This window comes from Microcystis sp. M53603_WE2 (assembly GCF_030065435.1).
On the sequence record NZ_JASJFF010001197.1, the window covers coordinates 1 to 15,315 of the forward strand.

The 15,315-nt window shown below is 43.6% G+C and carries 12 protein-coding genes and 1 pseudogene; 4 read left to right on the top strand and 9 right to left on the bottom strand.

What is annotated here, in order from left to right; all coding sequences use genetic code 11:
* From PX481_RS25045 to PX481_RS25055, 3 genes and pseudogenes are all read left to right on the top strand, one after another.
* The coding region (locus PX481_RS25045) for a bluetail domain-containing putative surface protein (protein ID WP_288096656.1) at positions 1-1,137 on the top strand (1,137 nt) is incomplete at its 5' end.
* Positions 1,138-1,315: 178 nt separating this feature from the next.
* Positions 1,316-2,281, top strand: coding sequence for an o-succinylbenzoate synthase (locus PX481_RS25050; protein WP_288096657.1), 966 nt, complete (start codon positions 1,316-1,318; stop codon positions 2,279-2,281).
* A pseudogene (locus PX481_RS25055) lies at positions 2,257-3,599 on the top strand (2-succinylbenzoate--CoA ligase). Before PX481_RS25050 ends, PX481_RS25055 begins: the two are co-directional and overlap by 25 nt.
* Before the next feature lie 269 nt (positions 3,600-3,868).
* On the opposite strand, the gene PX481_RS25060 reads toward PX481_RS25055, so the two are convergent.
* The 8 genes from PX481_RS25060 to PX481_RS25095 form a co-directional block, all read right to left on the bottom strand.
* Positions 3,869-4,552 (bottom strand): M48 family metallopeptidase, encoded by a 684-nt coding sequence (locus PX481_RS25060; protein WP_002762309.1) that lies wholly within the window; start codon positions 4,550-4,552, stop codon positions 3,869-3,871.
* Positions 4,553-4,584: 32 nt separating this feature from the next.
* A complete protein-coding gene (locus tag PX481_RS25065; RefSeq protein ID WP_288096662.1) occupies positions 4,585-7,698 on the bottom strand; it encodes a type I restriction endonuclease subunit R in 3,114 nt (1,037 codons plus the stop codon).
* A 136-nt stretch (positions 7,699-7,834) separates the two neighbouring features.
* Positions 7,835-8,080, bottom strand: coding sequence for a UPF0175 family protein (locus PX481_RS25070; RefSeq protein WP_288096664.1), 246 nt, complete (start codon positions 8,078-8,080; stop codon positions 7,835-7,837).
* Positions 8,067-8,420 carry a HepT-like ribonuclease domain-containing protein gene (locus tag PX481_RS25075; protein ID WP_046660765.1) on the bottom strand — a complete coding sequence of 118 codons (354 nt, stop codon included), beginning with the start codon at positions 8,418-8,420 and terminating at the stop codon, positions 8,067-8,069. The genes PX481_RS25070 and PX481_RS25075 overlap by 14 nt, the downstream gene beginning before the upstream one ends.
* Positions 8,404-8,730: a nucleotidyltransferase family protein gene (locus tag PX481_RS25080; RefSeq protein ID WP_046660764.1), complete on the bottom strand. Its 327-nt coding sequence runs from the start codon at positions 8,728-8,730 to the stop codon at positions 8,404-8,406. Before PX481_RS25080 ends, PX481_RS25075 begins: the two co-directional genes overlap by 17 nt.
* A 126-nt stretch (positions 8,731-8,856) precedes the next feature.
* On the bottom strand, positions 8,857-9,078 hold the full coding sequence (locus PX481_RS25085) for an AbrB/MazE/SpoVT family DNA-binding domain-containing protein (RefSeq protein WP_002762317.1): 222 nt from the start codon (positions 9,076-9,078) through the stop codon (positions 8,857-8,859).
* 89 nt (positions 9,079-9,167) lie between these two features.
* Entirely contained in the window at positions 9,168-10,487 is a 1,320-nt protein-coding gene (locus tag PX481_RS25090) for a restriction endonuclease subunit S (RefSeq protein ID WP_288096674.1), read from the bottom strand.
* The gene (locus PX481_RS25095) at positions 10,487-13,156 is read right to left on the bottom strand and encodes a type I restriction-modification system subunit M (protein WP_288096668.1); all 2,670 of its coding nucleotides are present in this window, start codon (positions 13,154-13,156) and stop codon (positions 10,487-10,489) included. The genes PX481_RS25090 and PX481_RS25095 overlap by 1 nt, the downstream gene beginning before the upstream one ends.
* 283 nt (positions 13,157-13,439) lie before the next feature.
* Between PX481_RS25095 and PX481_RS25100 the strand changes: the two genes are divergently transcribed.
* Positions 13,440-14,912 carry an NADH-quinone oxidoreductase subunit M gene (locus PX481_RS25100; RefSeq protein ID WP_288096670.1) on the top strand — a complete coding sequence of 491 codons (1,473 nt, stop codon included), beginning with the start codon at positions 13,440-13,442 and terminating at the stop codon, positions 14,910-14,912.
* Positions 14,913-14,974: 62 nt separating this feature from the next.
* On the opposite strand, the gene PX481_RS25105 is transcribed toward PX481_RS25100, so the two are convergent.
* The coding region (locus PX481_RS25105; protein WP_288096672.1) for an aminotransferase class V-fold PLP-dependent enzyme at positions 14,975-15,315 on the bottom strand (341 nt) is incomplete at its 5' end.

A 15,315-nucleotide genomic window follows, 5' to 3' on the forward strand; every position in this document is an offset into this window, starting at 1 on the left:
ACATTTAGCACAGATTACACTCAAACCGGTGCAGCAACTTTCACCAGTACAACAGGGACAGTGAATTTCGTTGCTGGTTCATCCACTGCTACCGTAACTGTTGACCCCACTGCTGATACAACAGTAGAAAGTAATGAAACTGTTGCTTTAACTCTTGCTTCTGGGACAGGTTATACAGTTGGGACAACTACCGCAGTGACGGGGACAATTAATAATGACGACTTTTCCCAACTCTCCATCAATAATGTCACCGTTGTCGAAGGTCAAGATAGTAATGTAACCCTCACCGTCACAGTTGATAACCCCAACCCGCAACCAATTAGCTTCAACTATACCACTGGACCCATTGATGCTACCGCCAATGTAGATTACACTAGCCAGACAGGAACCCTCACCATTGCGGCGAATACTTCCACCGCTACTATTAGCATTCCCATCCTCAATGATAACCTCAACGAAGCCGATGAAGCCTTTACAGTAACCCTGTCAAATGCGGTTAATGCTACCATCAATCCCGAAGGAGGAATAGGAGAAGTTATCATTACTGATACTTGGCAAAGCAGTCTCACTCGCACCTTACCCAACAATGTCGAAAACCTCAGACTAATTGGCAGTAATAATATTAACGGTACAGGTAACGCCAGTAACAATAATATCACCGGAAATAGTGGCAATAATCAAATCAATGGAGGTGCGGGAATTGATAATTTAACCGGTGGTAATGGTGCAGATACTTTCATCTTCCAATTTGGCCAATCTACCATATCCGCAAGCGATAGTATCACAGATTTTGCCATCAATACTGATAAAATTGACTTATTAACTCAAGGTGGACTACCCATGAATGCGCCTAGTAGTTTCAGTCGTGCTGCTAATAGCACCGTCACCACTTTACAGAATTTAGTCAATCAGGTATTTACTGATGCCAATGGAGCGATTACAGGTAATCAAGGATTAGGGGTTAATAGTGCCGCCTTAGTGCAGGTAACAACCGGTGCAATAGCTGGAACCTACCTCATTATTAATGATGGCACGGCTGGCTTCCAATCCAGCAATGATTTATTAATAAATATCACCGGATTTACTGGTGCTTTACCAGCTTTAGGCAACATTCCAGTGGGTAATTTCTTTATCTAAGTGTCTAAGCTCTCCTTCTAAGTCACCTAGAAAACGGGTTTCTCGGAGAAACCCGTTTTCTGGACTTTAAGAAAAAAAACGTTTCGCTGACAAACTCTATAAAGAACGTAGGTTGGTTTGAAACATGAAACCCAACGCCTGCTCATGTTAAGCTTTTCACTACTACTTATAGTTAATCATGTATTTCTGGCAATTTCGTGTTTATCAGCGTCCTTTGCTGCATCCCCTACAAACCCATCACGGACTATGGGAAATTAGGGAAGGAATTATTATTCGCTTAGAAGCGGAAGATGGACGTATAGGATGGGGAGAAATTGCTCCTTTACCTGAATTTGGTTCAGAAACATTATCGGCAGCAATATTATTCTGTCAAAGTCTCGAAAATCCCCTATCAATAAATTCAATTTTTTATATTCCTGAACAATTTCCTGCTTGTCAATTTGCCTTTGAATCAGCTTTAGAAGATTTAAGTATCGAGAATAAATCAAGAGAATTAGAACCGAAAAATTATAGTTATTTATTACCCACCGGTGCGGCAGTATTTCCCTGTCTGGATGATATTTTAGCCGCTAATCAAACTAATACTTATAAATGGAAAATTGCGGTCAATTCTCTCAAGCAGGAGTTAACCTTATTTGAAAAATTAATTGACCGATTACCCAGGGAAATTAAATTGCGTTTAGATGCCAATGGGGGATTAAGTATTGCTGAGAGTAAAATCTGGTTAAAAATTGCCGATGAATGTCAAATAATTGAATTTATCGAACAACCTTTACCCCCGTCTCAATGGTTAGAAATGTTGCAATTAAGTCAAGATTTTACCACAGGGATTGCTTTAGATGAATCGGTGGCCAATCTTCGACAAATAGAGGAATATTATCAACGGGGATGGCGAGGAATTTTTGTGATTAAACCTGCTATTACCGGTTCAATCCACGGGTTAAGACATCTCTGGGAAAAATATCCCTTAGATTTAGTATTTTCCTCCGTTTTAGAAACTAATATCGGCAGAAAATCCGCTCTACGTCTAGCACAAGAATACCCCAAAAAGGAGCGAGCTTTAGGTTTTGGTGTGCAACAATGGTTTAATAATAGTGACCCCGATTGGTTAGAAAAACTGTGGACGACATCAGCAAACAATTAGCATATCTCAGTCAAAAAGATTGGTTATATGGATACAATAGCCAGAAATTTTATCAATTATATCAGTCCTATTGTCAGAAATTTATCGCCGCAGATAATCCTCGATTAACTATACTGCTTGCTGAAGTCAATCCCATTAAATTCTTAGCTATATTCTTGGCTGCTGTCAGGGTCAAAAGTTGCCTATTTCTAGCTAATCCCGACTGGAAAACTAACGAATGGGAACAGGTTTTCTCTCTGGTGCAACCCGATTATATTTTTGGTGAAAATATCGAGGTTTTTAACCATAATTCTCCTCCTGTTAATCCTTTGACTAATTCTCTGATGATACCCACGGGGGGAACCTCGGGAAAAATTCGCTTTGCTATCCATAACTGGTTAACTTTAACTGCTTCTGTCAAAGGTTTCTCTGAATATTTTCAAGTCGAGCAGGTTAACTCTTTTTGCCTACTGCCTTTATATCATGTTAGTGGTTTAATGCAGTTTCTGAGAAGTTTTTTAACAGAGGGAGATTTTGCTGTTATTTCTTACCATAAAATCAAACAAAAGCGCATAAATAATCTCAATCTTCAAGATTATTTTATCTCTTTAGTACCCACTCAATTACAATTCTTTCTAGAAAATGATCCTCAATGGTTAACCAATTTTAAAACAGTTTTACTAGGAGGTTCCCCTGCATGGCCATCTTTACTAGAAAAAGCTAGAGAATATAATATTTCTCTGTCTCCCACCTATGGAATGACGGAAACTGCCTCACAAATTGTCACCCTTAAACCAGAAGATTTTCGACGAGGCAATAATAGTAATGGACAGCTATTACCCCATGCTCAGATAAAAATTAATCCCGATAACCAGAAAATTATTATTGAAGCGAAATCTTTATTTTTAGGCTATTATCCCCATCTTAATCAAGGAAGCTACTTCGAGACGGATGATTTAGGTTACTTCGATGAAAGTGGTTATTTATATATCATTGGTCGGGATAGTCAAAAAATAATTACCGGAGGAGAAAATGTTTATCCTTTTGAGGTAGAAACTGCCATTAGACAAACTAATTTAGTTAAAGATGTGGTGGTTTTAGGATTGCCAGATTCTCGATGGGGACAGATAATTGTGGCTTTTTATGTCCCCGTTAACTCTCAGATATGCCAGACAATTATTCAATCTCAGATTAAAGATAAATTAGTCAATTATAAGCTGCCGAAACATTGGATAAAATTACCAGAGATACCAAAAAGTCCCCAAGGCAAGATTAATCGAACCAATTTAATTAAATTAGCTGAAACTTTTTTGACACCGAGTCAAACCTTGGACTATAATTATAAGTAGCTGGTTATAATTAAATTAAAAATGGATTTTAGGTTCGATCCCCCCTTAGTCCCCCCTTAATAAGGGGGGTGCCGATCCCCCCTTAGTCCCCCCTTAATAAGGGGGGTGTCTGACAACTTTTAACACCTACCTACTTAGCAGTTATCTTAATGGTGAGTTATGAGGTTTTCCTTTTGGGGAGACTCCGAGACGATATAATCGGGTAAAATGGCTATGGGTGCTAATCCCAGCAGATTTAAATTAGGTTTATTTTCCAAAATTATAGTGACTGTTCCAACATCTGACCGTGTTCTTTAAGCCATTGCTTTGCCTTCTCCATAGTAGCAATTTGCGACTTAATAATGTGCCAAAATCGTGGAGTGTGGTTCGATTCAATCAGATGCGCTAACTCATGAACTACCACATAATCAATTACGAACATCGGGGCTTTGATCAATCGCCAGTTAAAGTTAACATTGTCTTGGGGTGTACAAGAACCCCAGCGATATTTGCTGTCGGTAATTTTAGCCTGATTAAACCTGACACCAAGCTTTTTAGCATAAAGGTTGACACGAGGAAGTATCTTCTCTTTTGCCTTCTGAATATACCAATCTTGAAAAATCTCGCCACCATTCTCTGTTAGTGCCTTTGGTACTCGAAAGCGATTGTTAATAAACTTTATCTCTGTCTGATCATCAACCAATTCTAAACGATAGTAGCGCCCTAAATAAAGAAGCGACTCGCCATTAACCAGTTCCTTACCCGGAGGATGAAGTGGGACTCGATACTTTTGCTCGTGGTGAATTTTTTCATAGAGCCACTGCTTGCGTGACTCTACTATTTGCTGGATCTTATCGGGATGAGTACCAGTAGGCGCTCTGACCACGATCGATCGATCACGTTCCACGGTAATGGTCAGGGTCTTACGACTGGAAGAATAAATGATTTTATAGTCAAGTTTCATATTAAAAGTCGCTCAATTTTACTCGATTCAGCCTAAAAAATTCGGTCGTTATTTTTCTCTGCTATTTCCATCACCCGCGAGATAATCTGTTCTCGATTGTCCATAAGATTGGGAATTTGGTAAAAGTCGGGAGAGAGTAACACTTTTTGAATCTCTGCCTTAAGTTTCTTGCGAGCGGGAATGCTCTCCCAAAAGCTAGTTAATTGTAACTCCTGCTCAACAACGGTAAATACCTGTTGAGTGAGAGCGACCATCTGAGAAACCATATCGTCAGTTAATGCCGCTTCTCCAAAACACTCCCGTTTGAACATCCGAAAGAAGGGCAGCTGCTTTTTCCTGTCCAGTCCGTAGGTAGGCTCATTTTTTGCTTCTCTCGCCTTCTGGCGTAGTTTTTCCAGTTCTTGGTAAATCTTGTCCCAATTGTCTTTAAACTCCTCGAAGATGGCTCTCAGTGCTTCAGAAAAGGAGGCTTGCAGTTCGGGATCATCTGCCAGATCGATCTCGATATAGTGGCGGAGAGCGTGTTCGATTGCGGCGGCCTTTGTTTTGACTCGCTGGTGTTTCTGGACATGACTCTCAAAGTCCTTATCCAAGATCGAGATCGGTTTAACTTTCTCGTCAATTCCCCTTGATTGCAGATACTGGTCGGTCAGGGCCCGCAGCTTGGGTGGGATTCCCTTCATACTCAGGCGCTCGTCGCGGAAGTGCTTCCCCGCTAGTACATTCACTGCGGTGAGAGATTGGTAGTCTCTCATATAGTTCAAGGCCTCCTTGGCGGGATAGACCAAGTTAAGGCTGCGGGTCAGCTTCTTGAAGGCCAGCATGAACTCGAATCGCACATCCTCGTCATAGAAGAGGTCGAAAAAGGCATCTTGATCGTTCAGGTCGGTGAGTCCATGTTGCTTCAAGAGTGCAAGGATTGCCCGGTGGTCATCCTCAAGCTGACGGATCTCGTCCTCGGGAAAACTTAAGGTTTCCTCGACTTCTTGCTGCTCTCGCTCGTCGTAGTTATCAATGGCTCGCTTCAGGTGGTGGCCGATGCCTACATAGTCCACGACAAAGCCTTTATCCTTGTCCGCACCGCCGACTCGGTTGACACGGGCGACCGCCTGTAACAGGTTGTGGGCCTGGATGACCCTATCGAGATACATCACCTGCTCTACTGGGGCATCAAAGCCAGTCAGTAGCATATTATTGACGATGACAATGCCCACATCTCCAGTAATCCCCTCATCCCTTGCGTCAAAGGGCAGTTTAAAGCTTTTAATAGTAGTATCGTGGCGGGTGGAGTTGCTGTATTGCTTGAGGTGGGGTAGGTCGTTATGACTGCCGGAGATGACCACATCGGTCTTAAGTCGTTTCAGGCGATCGAGGTTAAGCCGGTGGGGATTCCCCTGCTCCAATTTGGCAATCTCCTCGGCCAGGGCAGCATCTAAATGCTCTTTGTACCGCACCGCCGCCTCCCGGGAAGTCGCCACCACCTGGGCCTTGTAGCCGTTGGGAAAGATGCACTGGAGATAGTGCTGCACCATATCCTTGGCTTTAGCGGCGATGGTGGGATGAGCTTCTAGGTAGGCATCCCTGGAACCATGGCCCAAAATCTGCAGCCGCTCTTGCAGGTTGTACTCACTGAAGACATCGGCAAAAGCCGCATCCATAGCTGTCTGATCAGACACCTCGGCGTTATGAGTGCGCCCGGTGTAAACAATTTCTAGGGTCACGCCGTCCTCGATGGACTGGCCCATGGTGTACTTGTCGATGTAGTCCCCGAAAACTTTCTCAGTTTTGTCGATGGGGGTGCCGGTGTAGCCAATACGGGAAGCGTAGGGGAGAGCTTTGTCGAGGTTTGTCCCCAGCAGGCTGTACTGGGAGCGGTGGGCCTCATCGGTCATCACCAGGATGTTGCTGCTCCGGTTTAGCTCCGGGAAGGTCTCCCGCAGTTCCCGCTCTTGGAATTTGTGGATCATGGCCATGACCAGATCCGAGGAGTCGCTGCGAAGTAGTTCCTTCAGTTTGGCGATGCTATTGGCGGGCTTAACGGTAAAGCCAACACTTTGGCCGGTCTCGGCGAGTTGCTGCTCTAGTTGGGTGCGATCGGTGATAAATACCACTTTCCACTGGGAAAGGTTGTTATGGCGGTACATGGCCCGCACCATAAACATCATGGTCAGGGACTTACCTGACCCCTGGGTATGCCAGATGATGCCGCTGCGCTCCCGGGGGGTTTTGCCCTCTAGGAGACGCTCCACGGCTTTCTTGACGGCACGAAACTGCTGATAACGCCCGACGATTTTGATGGTTTCTCCCTTGTTGTTGACGGAGAAAAGGGTGAAGTTGCGAATAATCTCTAGGAGGTTATCGGGGGCAAACATTCCCGCCACCAGTCGCTGCTGGTCATTGGGGGAGCTAATACCGTGTTCTAGTTCTTCTAGGGTGCGGGGATAGGGGTCAGCCCAACGGAAGAAGTATTTTTCGGTGTGGGTGGTAATGGTGCCAAATTTTGCCTGATTGCGGCAGGTAGCTACGACAAACTGGTTATAGAAAAAGAGGGGGACATTTCCCTCGCCCTTAGCGCCGCGCTGTTCGCTGTAGCGGAGGAGTTGCTCGATCGCCTCGGCAATGGGTTCTGTGACTTTGGGGGATTTACATTCAATGACCACCACTGGCAGCCCATTGAGGAAGAGGACAATATCGGGGATGATGTGGTTTTCTGTGCCTAGAATCCGCACCTTAAACTGGCAAACGGCGATGAAGCGGTTGTTAGTTGGGTGGTCAAAGTCGATAAACCTGACGGTGGGGCTTTTTTCGCCTGTTTTACGGTTCTCTGAGACGCTGGTATTCTCCTGAAGCAGTTTAAAGACGTGGCGGTTATTTTCCAGTAGGTTGGTGCTGGGGAAGTTGGCGGTGAGTTGTTTGATGGCTTCTTCTATTTGGTCGGTTTCTAGCCAGGGGTTGATGATTGTAAGCTGTTCTCGCAGCACCGGCAGCATCACCACCTCGGTAAAGCTTTCTCTAAAAGTATCCTGTGGTTTTTGTTTTGTCTCTAAATCCAATATTTCCCAATCTAAACCGTACAGTTGGTCAAGTAAGGGCTTTTCGACCCCGTTGCGCTCATCGAGTTTGATAGGTTGAGGTGTTTTGTTCATGACCAGATAACCTGTATGTAACTGTATTTATGAGGTTTTTCATCTTTGGAAACCAACGCTGCTTTGTGTACTAATACTAAATCCGTTGAGTAACGCACAGAAAACGGGTTTCTCGGAGAAATCCGTTTTCTACTCATCAAATGTCACGCTCTGACAGCAATCTCTGCAATTGAATCTGATTTATTCCCAATATTTCGCTTGCTGTCCCTAGACTGATTTTATTTTGCTCAAATAGGGAAATAGTTGTTTCTCGCAAAGTGTCATTATTGCTATCTTCTAAGATGATGACGCAGATCTGTTTACATTCCCATTCAGAAGAATATTCGGCGGGAATGGTGACTATGCCGTTTTTTAGGATGGTTTTAAAATTAATTGCTTTCATTAGTTTTGGAGTCCATCAATATAGGTTTAATTTGCTTCAATAGTTGAGGAATTTCGTGCTGAATTACGTCCCAAACAATATCAAGATCAATTTGATCATATTCATGGACAATTATATCACGCATCCCTGCCAGATTTCGCCACGGTATTTCTGGATGTTGTTGGCGAAATCCCATTGAAAGTCGTTTTGTTGCTTCTCCTATAATTGTAATCTGATAGAGAATTGCTGAAATTTTCTCATCATTGGTGATTAGCTCAATTTGCTCAACACCGCTCGAAAAGCGAAGGATACGCTTGGCTGCTTGTTCGATATCGATGAGGGATTCAATATCTCTTAGCATAGATAACCTGAGCAGATTCTAGGATATTCTGACGACGCAACCAGTTGGCACTACGTTCTATAGCAGCTTTCACAATTAAGTCAATTTTGCGGTCAAATAGGTTTTGCAGTTCTTCTTTTATTTGCAATGTTTCGGTTAGTCCGCGCTGAAATTGGGGGTCAAAGGTGACTAATATATCAATGTCGCTATCAACACGGAAATCATCGCGTAATACTGAACCAAATAGGGACAGTTCTGTAATGTGCCAACGTTGGCAAAAGTTCTCAATTTGCTCAGGGGATGGTTTGATGTTTGTTATTGGTGTTTTCATGGCAAACTCTTATTTTCCCTTTTTTCATCGCTTGCTGTTGTGTATGCCTGATCAGTGCGGTTTGGTTTATCAGGATTTCGCCATGAATTGCGATGATTTCCTTTTCGTTGAGCCAGTATGGTTCTCTCATTTGGCTAGGTCAATCAGGGCGTTACGATATTTTTTGATGCCGCGCCTTGCGATTTCCATTTTTTTGGCAAAGTCGGGATCGAAGGCGGTGATTTCGTAACCGTTGGGGGTTTTAGTTAAATAAATATTGTCGCCGTCGTCAATATTCAGGTTAGCGGCGATTTCTTTGGGAATAATGACGCTGAGGGAGTTACCGCGTTTTTTGACGTTGAGTTGCATGATGGCTGTGTTTTAAGGTTTGATTTTTTTTCATGCTAACACTTGTTACCACAAATGTTGCAACGTTTAGTTCTGTTGATTTTTAGATGTTAGTTTGCTGCTGTGTTTTGGTTGAGGAGGTCCGTAACTCGAACTTTGCCTGTTAGGAGGTCTTGCATGAGTCCGGTTTTACAATTTATTTGGTTGACAAGCTGATTCTTTAAAATGACGATTTTCTCCTCTATTCTCTGCATTATTGCGTTTACCCTTTTTTGTTCATCAAGAGAAGGCCAGGGGAAAAGAATACTGGACAAGATTGAACCATTAACAAGATCTCTACCTCCTGAATTGGAAGAAACTCTCAGTTGCGCTCGTATGATAGAATTAAAAGCTATATTCTGATATAAAAAACTTGGGTTGCCTTTTTGTTTATCGAGTGCTATTCGCATTAAGTTGGATGAAATAATCCAGCCAGTTTGCTCATCTTGAATTACTAGGGAGCGACCTATATCGGCTACTCTTGAAAAAACTATATCTCCTGATTCTACTCGAAACGCCTTAAGATTATTAGCAGTTGTTTTTGATACATAAAAAAGCTCTTCTTTAATAATTTCTCCTTCACCCAAAGCTCCTATTGTCAAGACCGGAATACCTTCCTCAACCCAATGTTTTGTATTCAAATCTGAGCCGAATGGACCTGTTCTTAGGTAAGACCTATCTTTAGACCCAAATTTAGCAATAGTTGCTACCTCCCACTCAACCGGAATCCTCCCAAGCGGTGAATCCTTAAATTCATGGGTTTCTTCACTGCGAATATTGCCATTTTCATCAATTCCTTTGGTGAGCAAGTCCTGCATTAGTCCCGTTTTGATGCGCTGCTGCTTGGTAATTAGGGCTTCGGTTTGCTCAATCGCGCGGTCTATTGTTGAGAGGATGGTGGCGATTTGGGTTTGTTCTTTAATTGGGGGCGTTAAAATTTCAACTGACTCAATTGCTCCAATAGGAAGCCCAAAGCGTGTAGAACCACTAGCATGAAGAGCAAAATAATTAGCTACTCGTGAAGTTGAAAGATATTTAGAGAGAAAGATAGAATCAATTTTTTCATTGTCAGGTCGAATTAGTGCCAGATGATAACCACAAACTAAGTTATCTATTTGCTCATGTATAACGGTGGGAATACCAATATCATCAGGAGTTTCTGAGTCTTTGGTAATAATTACATCTCCAATATTTAAACCAAATCGCTCAATTTCTGCATCGTTTGCAGAACCTTCCATAAACTGAATTGATCCATCAATATATTCATTTGTGTAAACGTCCATGTAGTTGCAAAGCTTTACAGGTCGTTCGCTAGGATAAATTTTTTTGTCAACATTACTAACTCGTATATCAGCAAGATCACGAAGTTTTTTTACATCCCAATTTTTCATCACGCCAAATACCTCAACTTACTCAAAAACTCATTTAATTCTCCTAAAGTCTGCTCTCGCTGGGCCTCCATTTCCTGACTCGAAACCGCATACTTATCCCAAAGATTCTCAACCTTAGCGACAAGTCCCCGCTTTTCCCCATTCAAGTAACGAGTAAGCTGCTCCGATACCCAATCATAGAGCTTTTTTAGAATCAATTTTTTCGCTTCTTCATCCCTTAACTGTCCTCCTATTTCAGTCAGTAATCCCTCAGGATAAGATAATTTAATCTCCAAGGCTTTCTTATCCTTATTAAGCGCGTTAATCTTGGCCTTTTCTTCCTTTTTACTTGCATTTAACCCCATAAGCTGATTTTGCACCTGCTCAAGTAATTCAATAGTTTCAGCCTTAAATTCCTCATCACCAACCCGTTTTAAGCGCAGCTTTAACTCAAGCTGACTCTGCTGTTCCTTAAGTGTATTCTTAAGTAACTTGATCCGGTTCTCAATGTCAGTAATAACATTGTATTCTTGTTGGTAAGATTGGCGCTCTCTGGCTGCTGAATCGCCCTGGGATTGCTTCAGGTCATCTATCAACTCTTTAAGCCATTTCTTAATCGATGCGGCGCTAACAGTTTCTTCCTCTTCTGGTTCATAATTCGCCACCTCTTGCGCTGATTCCACCGCTTCGCTTAACTCCCCTTGGACTGCACTAATCTTACTTTCCAGTTCCTCAATTTCCGCCTCTTCCGCCTGAAAAAATGCCGCTAATAAATACTGATCAGGGATAAGAGTATGATGCCAGCCAGTGTTAATAATAGTCTTTAGATCATAGCGAATCTGCTGCCACCAGTTAACAAACACCCCCGCCGATTTAAACTCATCCAAAACCCCCAAAGGAATCAGCTGCTGTTTGAGGCTGCTCAGTAATTGCTGCCGCACTTGGGGCATAATATTATTTCCCTCCAACTTGGCAAAATCATCCCGCGCTTCTCGCCACCAATTTTTAAGCGTAGTATAGTGGTCGCTTATCCTTGCTTGTAAATCGGGATTAGCTTCCAGATTCTCTTTAATAGCGGCTTTCGTGGCAATTTCTGGGCAAAAACTAGCATAGCCGGGGCGTAGGGGTCTAAATAGGGTATTTGTATTGATGCCAAACTTAGCAAAAGTATCCTGTTGTGCGGCAATTTCAGCCTGCGGAATACCCCCCATCAAGTGAGCTTTTACATCCTCCGGTTCGGGATCTGGCGTATTATCCACATAGCGGCGAATATTAAGATTAAAGTCGTGTTTTTCGACAATTTCCGACTTATCTACCAAGCGGCTATATTTGGGATATTCTCGCTTGTGGGTAAAGACATAATCGATCTTTTCAATGTCTTCGGGGCGCAATTTATTCTGGTTCTTTCCCTCAGCATATTCTCGATCGGCATTAATAAAAAGGATTTTATCGCGTAATTCATCAGGTTTATTTTTATTCACCACCAACACACAGGCCGGGATACCCGTGCCATAAAATAACCCCGGGGGCAAACTAATAATCGCCTCAATCAGATCATCCTCAATTAAGATCTCTCGAATCAGCTTCTCTTTCCCCCCCCGAAATAGCACCCCATGGGGCATGATAGTGGCCATGTGGCCGTCGAGTTTAAGACTGGCAATCATGTGCTGGACAAACATCAGATCCGCCTTTTTCCCCTTTTCCGGGCAGAATTCGCGAAAGCGGTTGGTAAACTTGAGATTAGACTTGCTGTAATCCTGGGAAAAGGGCGGATTAGCGAGAACTCGGTCAAACTTGCGAATCTGTCCGTTTTCTAAAATGAGCGGATCTTCGAGAGTGTCCCCGTTTTCAATGGTGAAGCGGGTGATGTTGTGGAGGATCATATTCATATTACAAATTGACCAGACTGTACCGTTAGAATCCTGTCCGTAGAGTGCTAGATTCTGGGGGTTTTGCCCCTGTTCCTCCACATATTGATAGGACTGGATAAGGAAACCGCCCGACCCCACGGTAGGGTCATAGATAGTATGGCCCGCTTGGGGTTTAACCAACTGCACCAACAGCCGCACCACCTCGGCCGGCGTGTAAAATTCTCCCCCTTTCTTCCCGGCACTATCGGCAAAGTATTTGATTAGGTACTCGTAGGCGGCACCCAATAGGTCGGGAAACTCAAAGTTATCGTTGACCAGCACAAATTGGGGCTGATTGAAATGATCTAGTAAATCCTTCCATTTGTGGTCAGGTATCTTGGTTTTGCCCTTGGTGGCATTAAAATCGATGTTATTCTTCAGCACTCCCGCCAAGGCATCGTTAGCATCCTCTACCGCCGCTAATGCCTTATTGAGCATATTGCCGATGTCCTGCTTAAGGTGTTTGAGCGGCGGGACTTCCTGGCCGTTTTCGTCGCGCCAGGATTGATGCCAGCGAGCGCGAGGAGGTACGAAAAATGTTTCTCCATAGGAGGTTTCGCCTTCTAGGAGTTCGGCCAGCAGCGACGGGTCTGGGATGTGTGCATATTGTTTCTTGAGTTGCGCTTGCTTGCGCTCAAACTCGTCTGACAAGCGTTTGAGGAACAACATCCCAAAGATAAATTCTTTGAACTCGGAAGCGTCCATTTTACCGCGCAGAATGTCCGCCGCCTTAAATAGAAAGCCTTCGAGTTGACTGAGAGTGATCTTTTCTTGTTTCATCGTTAGTTAAGTTAAATGTTCACCAGTTTAAGTGGGTGGGTGGAATTAAATTGAAAATGGATTTTAGGTTCGATCCCCCCTACCCCCCTTGATAAGGGGGGTGCCGATAGGCGGGGGGATCCCCCCTACCCCCCTTGATAAGGGGGGTGTCGATAGGCGGGGGGATCCCCCCTGCCCCCCTTGATAAGGGGAGTGTCTGACAACTTTTAACACCTATCTACTTATCTTGCTAAAGATTGACCGCTCAGGCAATAATGGGAAGGTTTATCATGCCCATTAAAGAATGCTCAACGCTTTTATTTGGCTACCGATTATAGGGGCGATACTGATTGCCTACACGCCTCTAGAGGCGAAAAAAGTGCGAGGATTAGCTCTAACTCTTTCTGTCGTTCTCTTACTGCTTAATATCCTCCTTGGCTGGCAATTTGACCCTAGTAACCCGCAAATGCAGTTCACGGTTAACCTGCCTTGGATTAATTTCCTCGGTTTCAATTATGCCCTCGGTGTCGATGGCTTATCATTTTCATTACTTTTTCTTAACAGCATCTTGACAATAATTGCTCTTTATGCTAGTGGCACAGAGGTTAACCGACCGAAATTTTACTATTCCCTGCTCTTGTTACTCAATGCCGGAGTAGCGGGGGCCTTTCTAGCGCAGGATTTACTGCTATTTTTCCTATTTTACGAATTAGAAATCGTTCCCCTTTACTTTCTCATTGCCATTTGGGGGGGTCAAAGACGCGGTTATGCGGGCATGAAATTTTTATTATACACGGCAATTTCCGGCTTTTTAGTGCTAATCTCTTTCCTTGGCTTAGTTTGGCTAACCGGTGCTGATAATTTCGCCTATAATCCCCTTTTATCGAATAATTTAGACGTTAAAACTCAATTACTGCTCCTTATTCCCCTTCTGATTGGATTAGCCATCAAAATCCCGATTTTTCCCTTTCATACTTGGCTACCGGATGCCCACGTCGAAGCATCTACCCCCGTTTCTGTGCTTTTAGCGGGAATATTACTCAAATTAGGAACCTATGGACTGCTGCGCTTTGGAGTCGGTTTATTCCTCGATGCTTGGGTGACTCTCGCCCCTTGGTTAGCAACAATAGCAGCTATCAGCGCCCTCTACGGGGCCAGTTGCGCTATTGCCCAAAAGGATATGAAAAAAGTAGTGGCCTATTCTTCCATTTCCCACATGGCCTATATTTTACTAGCGGCGGCGGCCACCACCAGATTAAGCATCACCGCGGCGATTTTGCAGATGATTAGTCACGGTTTAATTTCCGCTTTGTTATTTTTGTTGGTGGGAGTAGTGTATAAAAAAACCGGCAGTCGGGATGTGGATTATCTACGCGGTTTATTAAATCCCGAAAGAGGTTTACCAATCACGGGAATGTTAATGATTTTAGCGGCTATGGCCAGCGCCGGCATCCCTGGAATGGTGGGATTTATCGCCGAGTTTTTAGTTTTTCGTGGCAGTTTCCCGATTTTTCCGATACAAACGCTCTTATGTTTGGTTGCTAGTGGTTTAACCGCAGTGTATTTTCTCCTGATGATTAATCGGGTTTTCTTTGGCCGTTTAACCCCTGAATTATCGCGCATTCCTCGCAGTACCTGGCCCGAAAGATTTCCCGAAATTGCTTTGGCTTTATTTATTATTGTTTTGGGATTACAACCGAGTTGGATGATTCACTGGAGTGAAAACCAAGCATCAATGTTATTAACTGGCACGGCAATCAGTCAAAGGCAATCATAGAAACCTTTTCCAGAATTTTTTAAACCTAGACCGAAACTAACTTGTGGATAGGAGCCGAAACGTCAAAAATTTTTGGCTTTGCGGAGGGAATTAACCGTTAAAACCACCTGTTCCCCCACCAGTTCAATTTCTTCTAAAGTATTAAAACGACTCAACCCGAAGCGCAGGGAGGCATAAGCGAGAGATTCGGGGCGACCCAAGGCAGTTAAAACGTGGGAGGGGGCGGTATGGCTAGAAGAACAGGCAGAACCGGAGGAAAGCGCCACTATTGGCTGTAATCCTAACAATAACGCCGCACCGTCCACCCCTTCAATACTAATATTCAAATTTCCGGCTAATCTTTGGCTAGGATGACCATTGAGATAAATTCTGTCTAATTGACTGATAATCTCCCATAAACGGG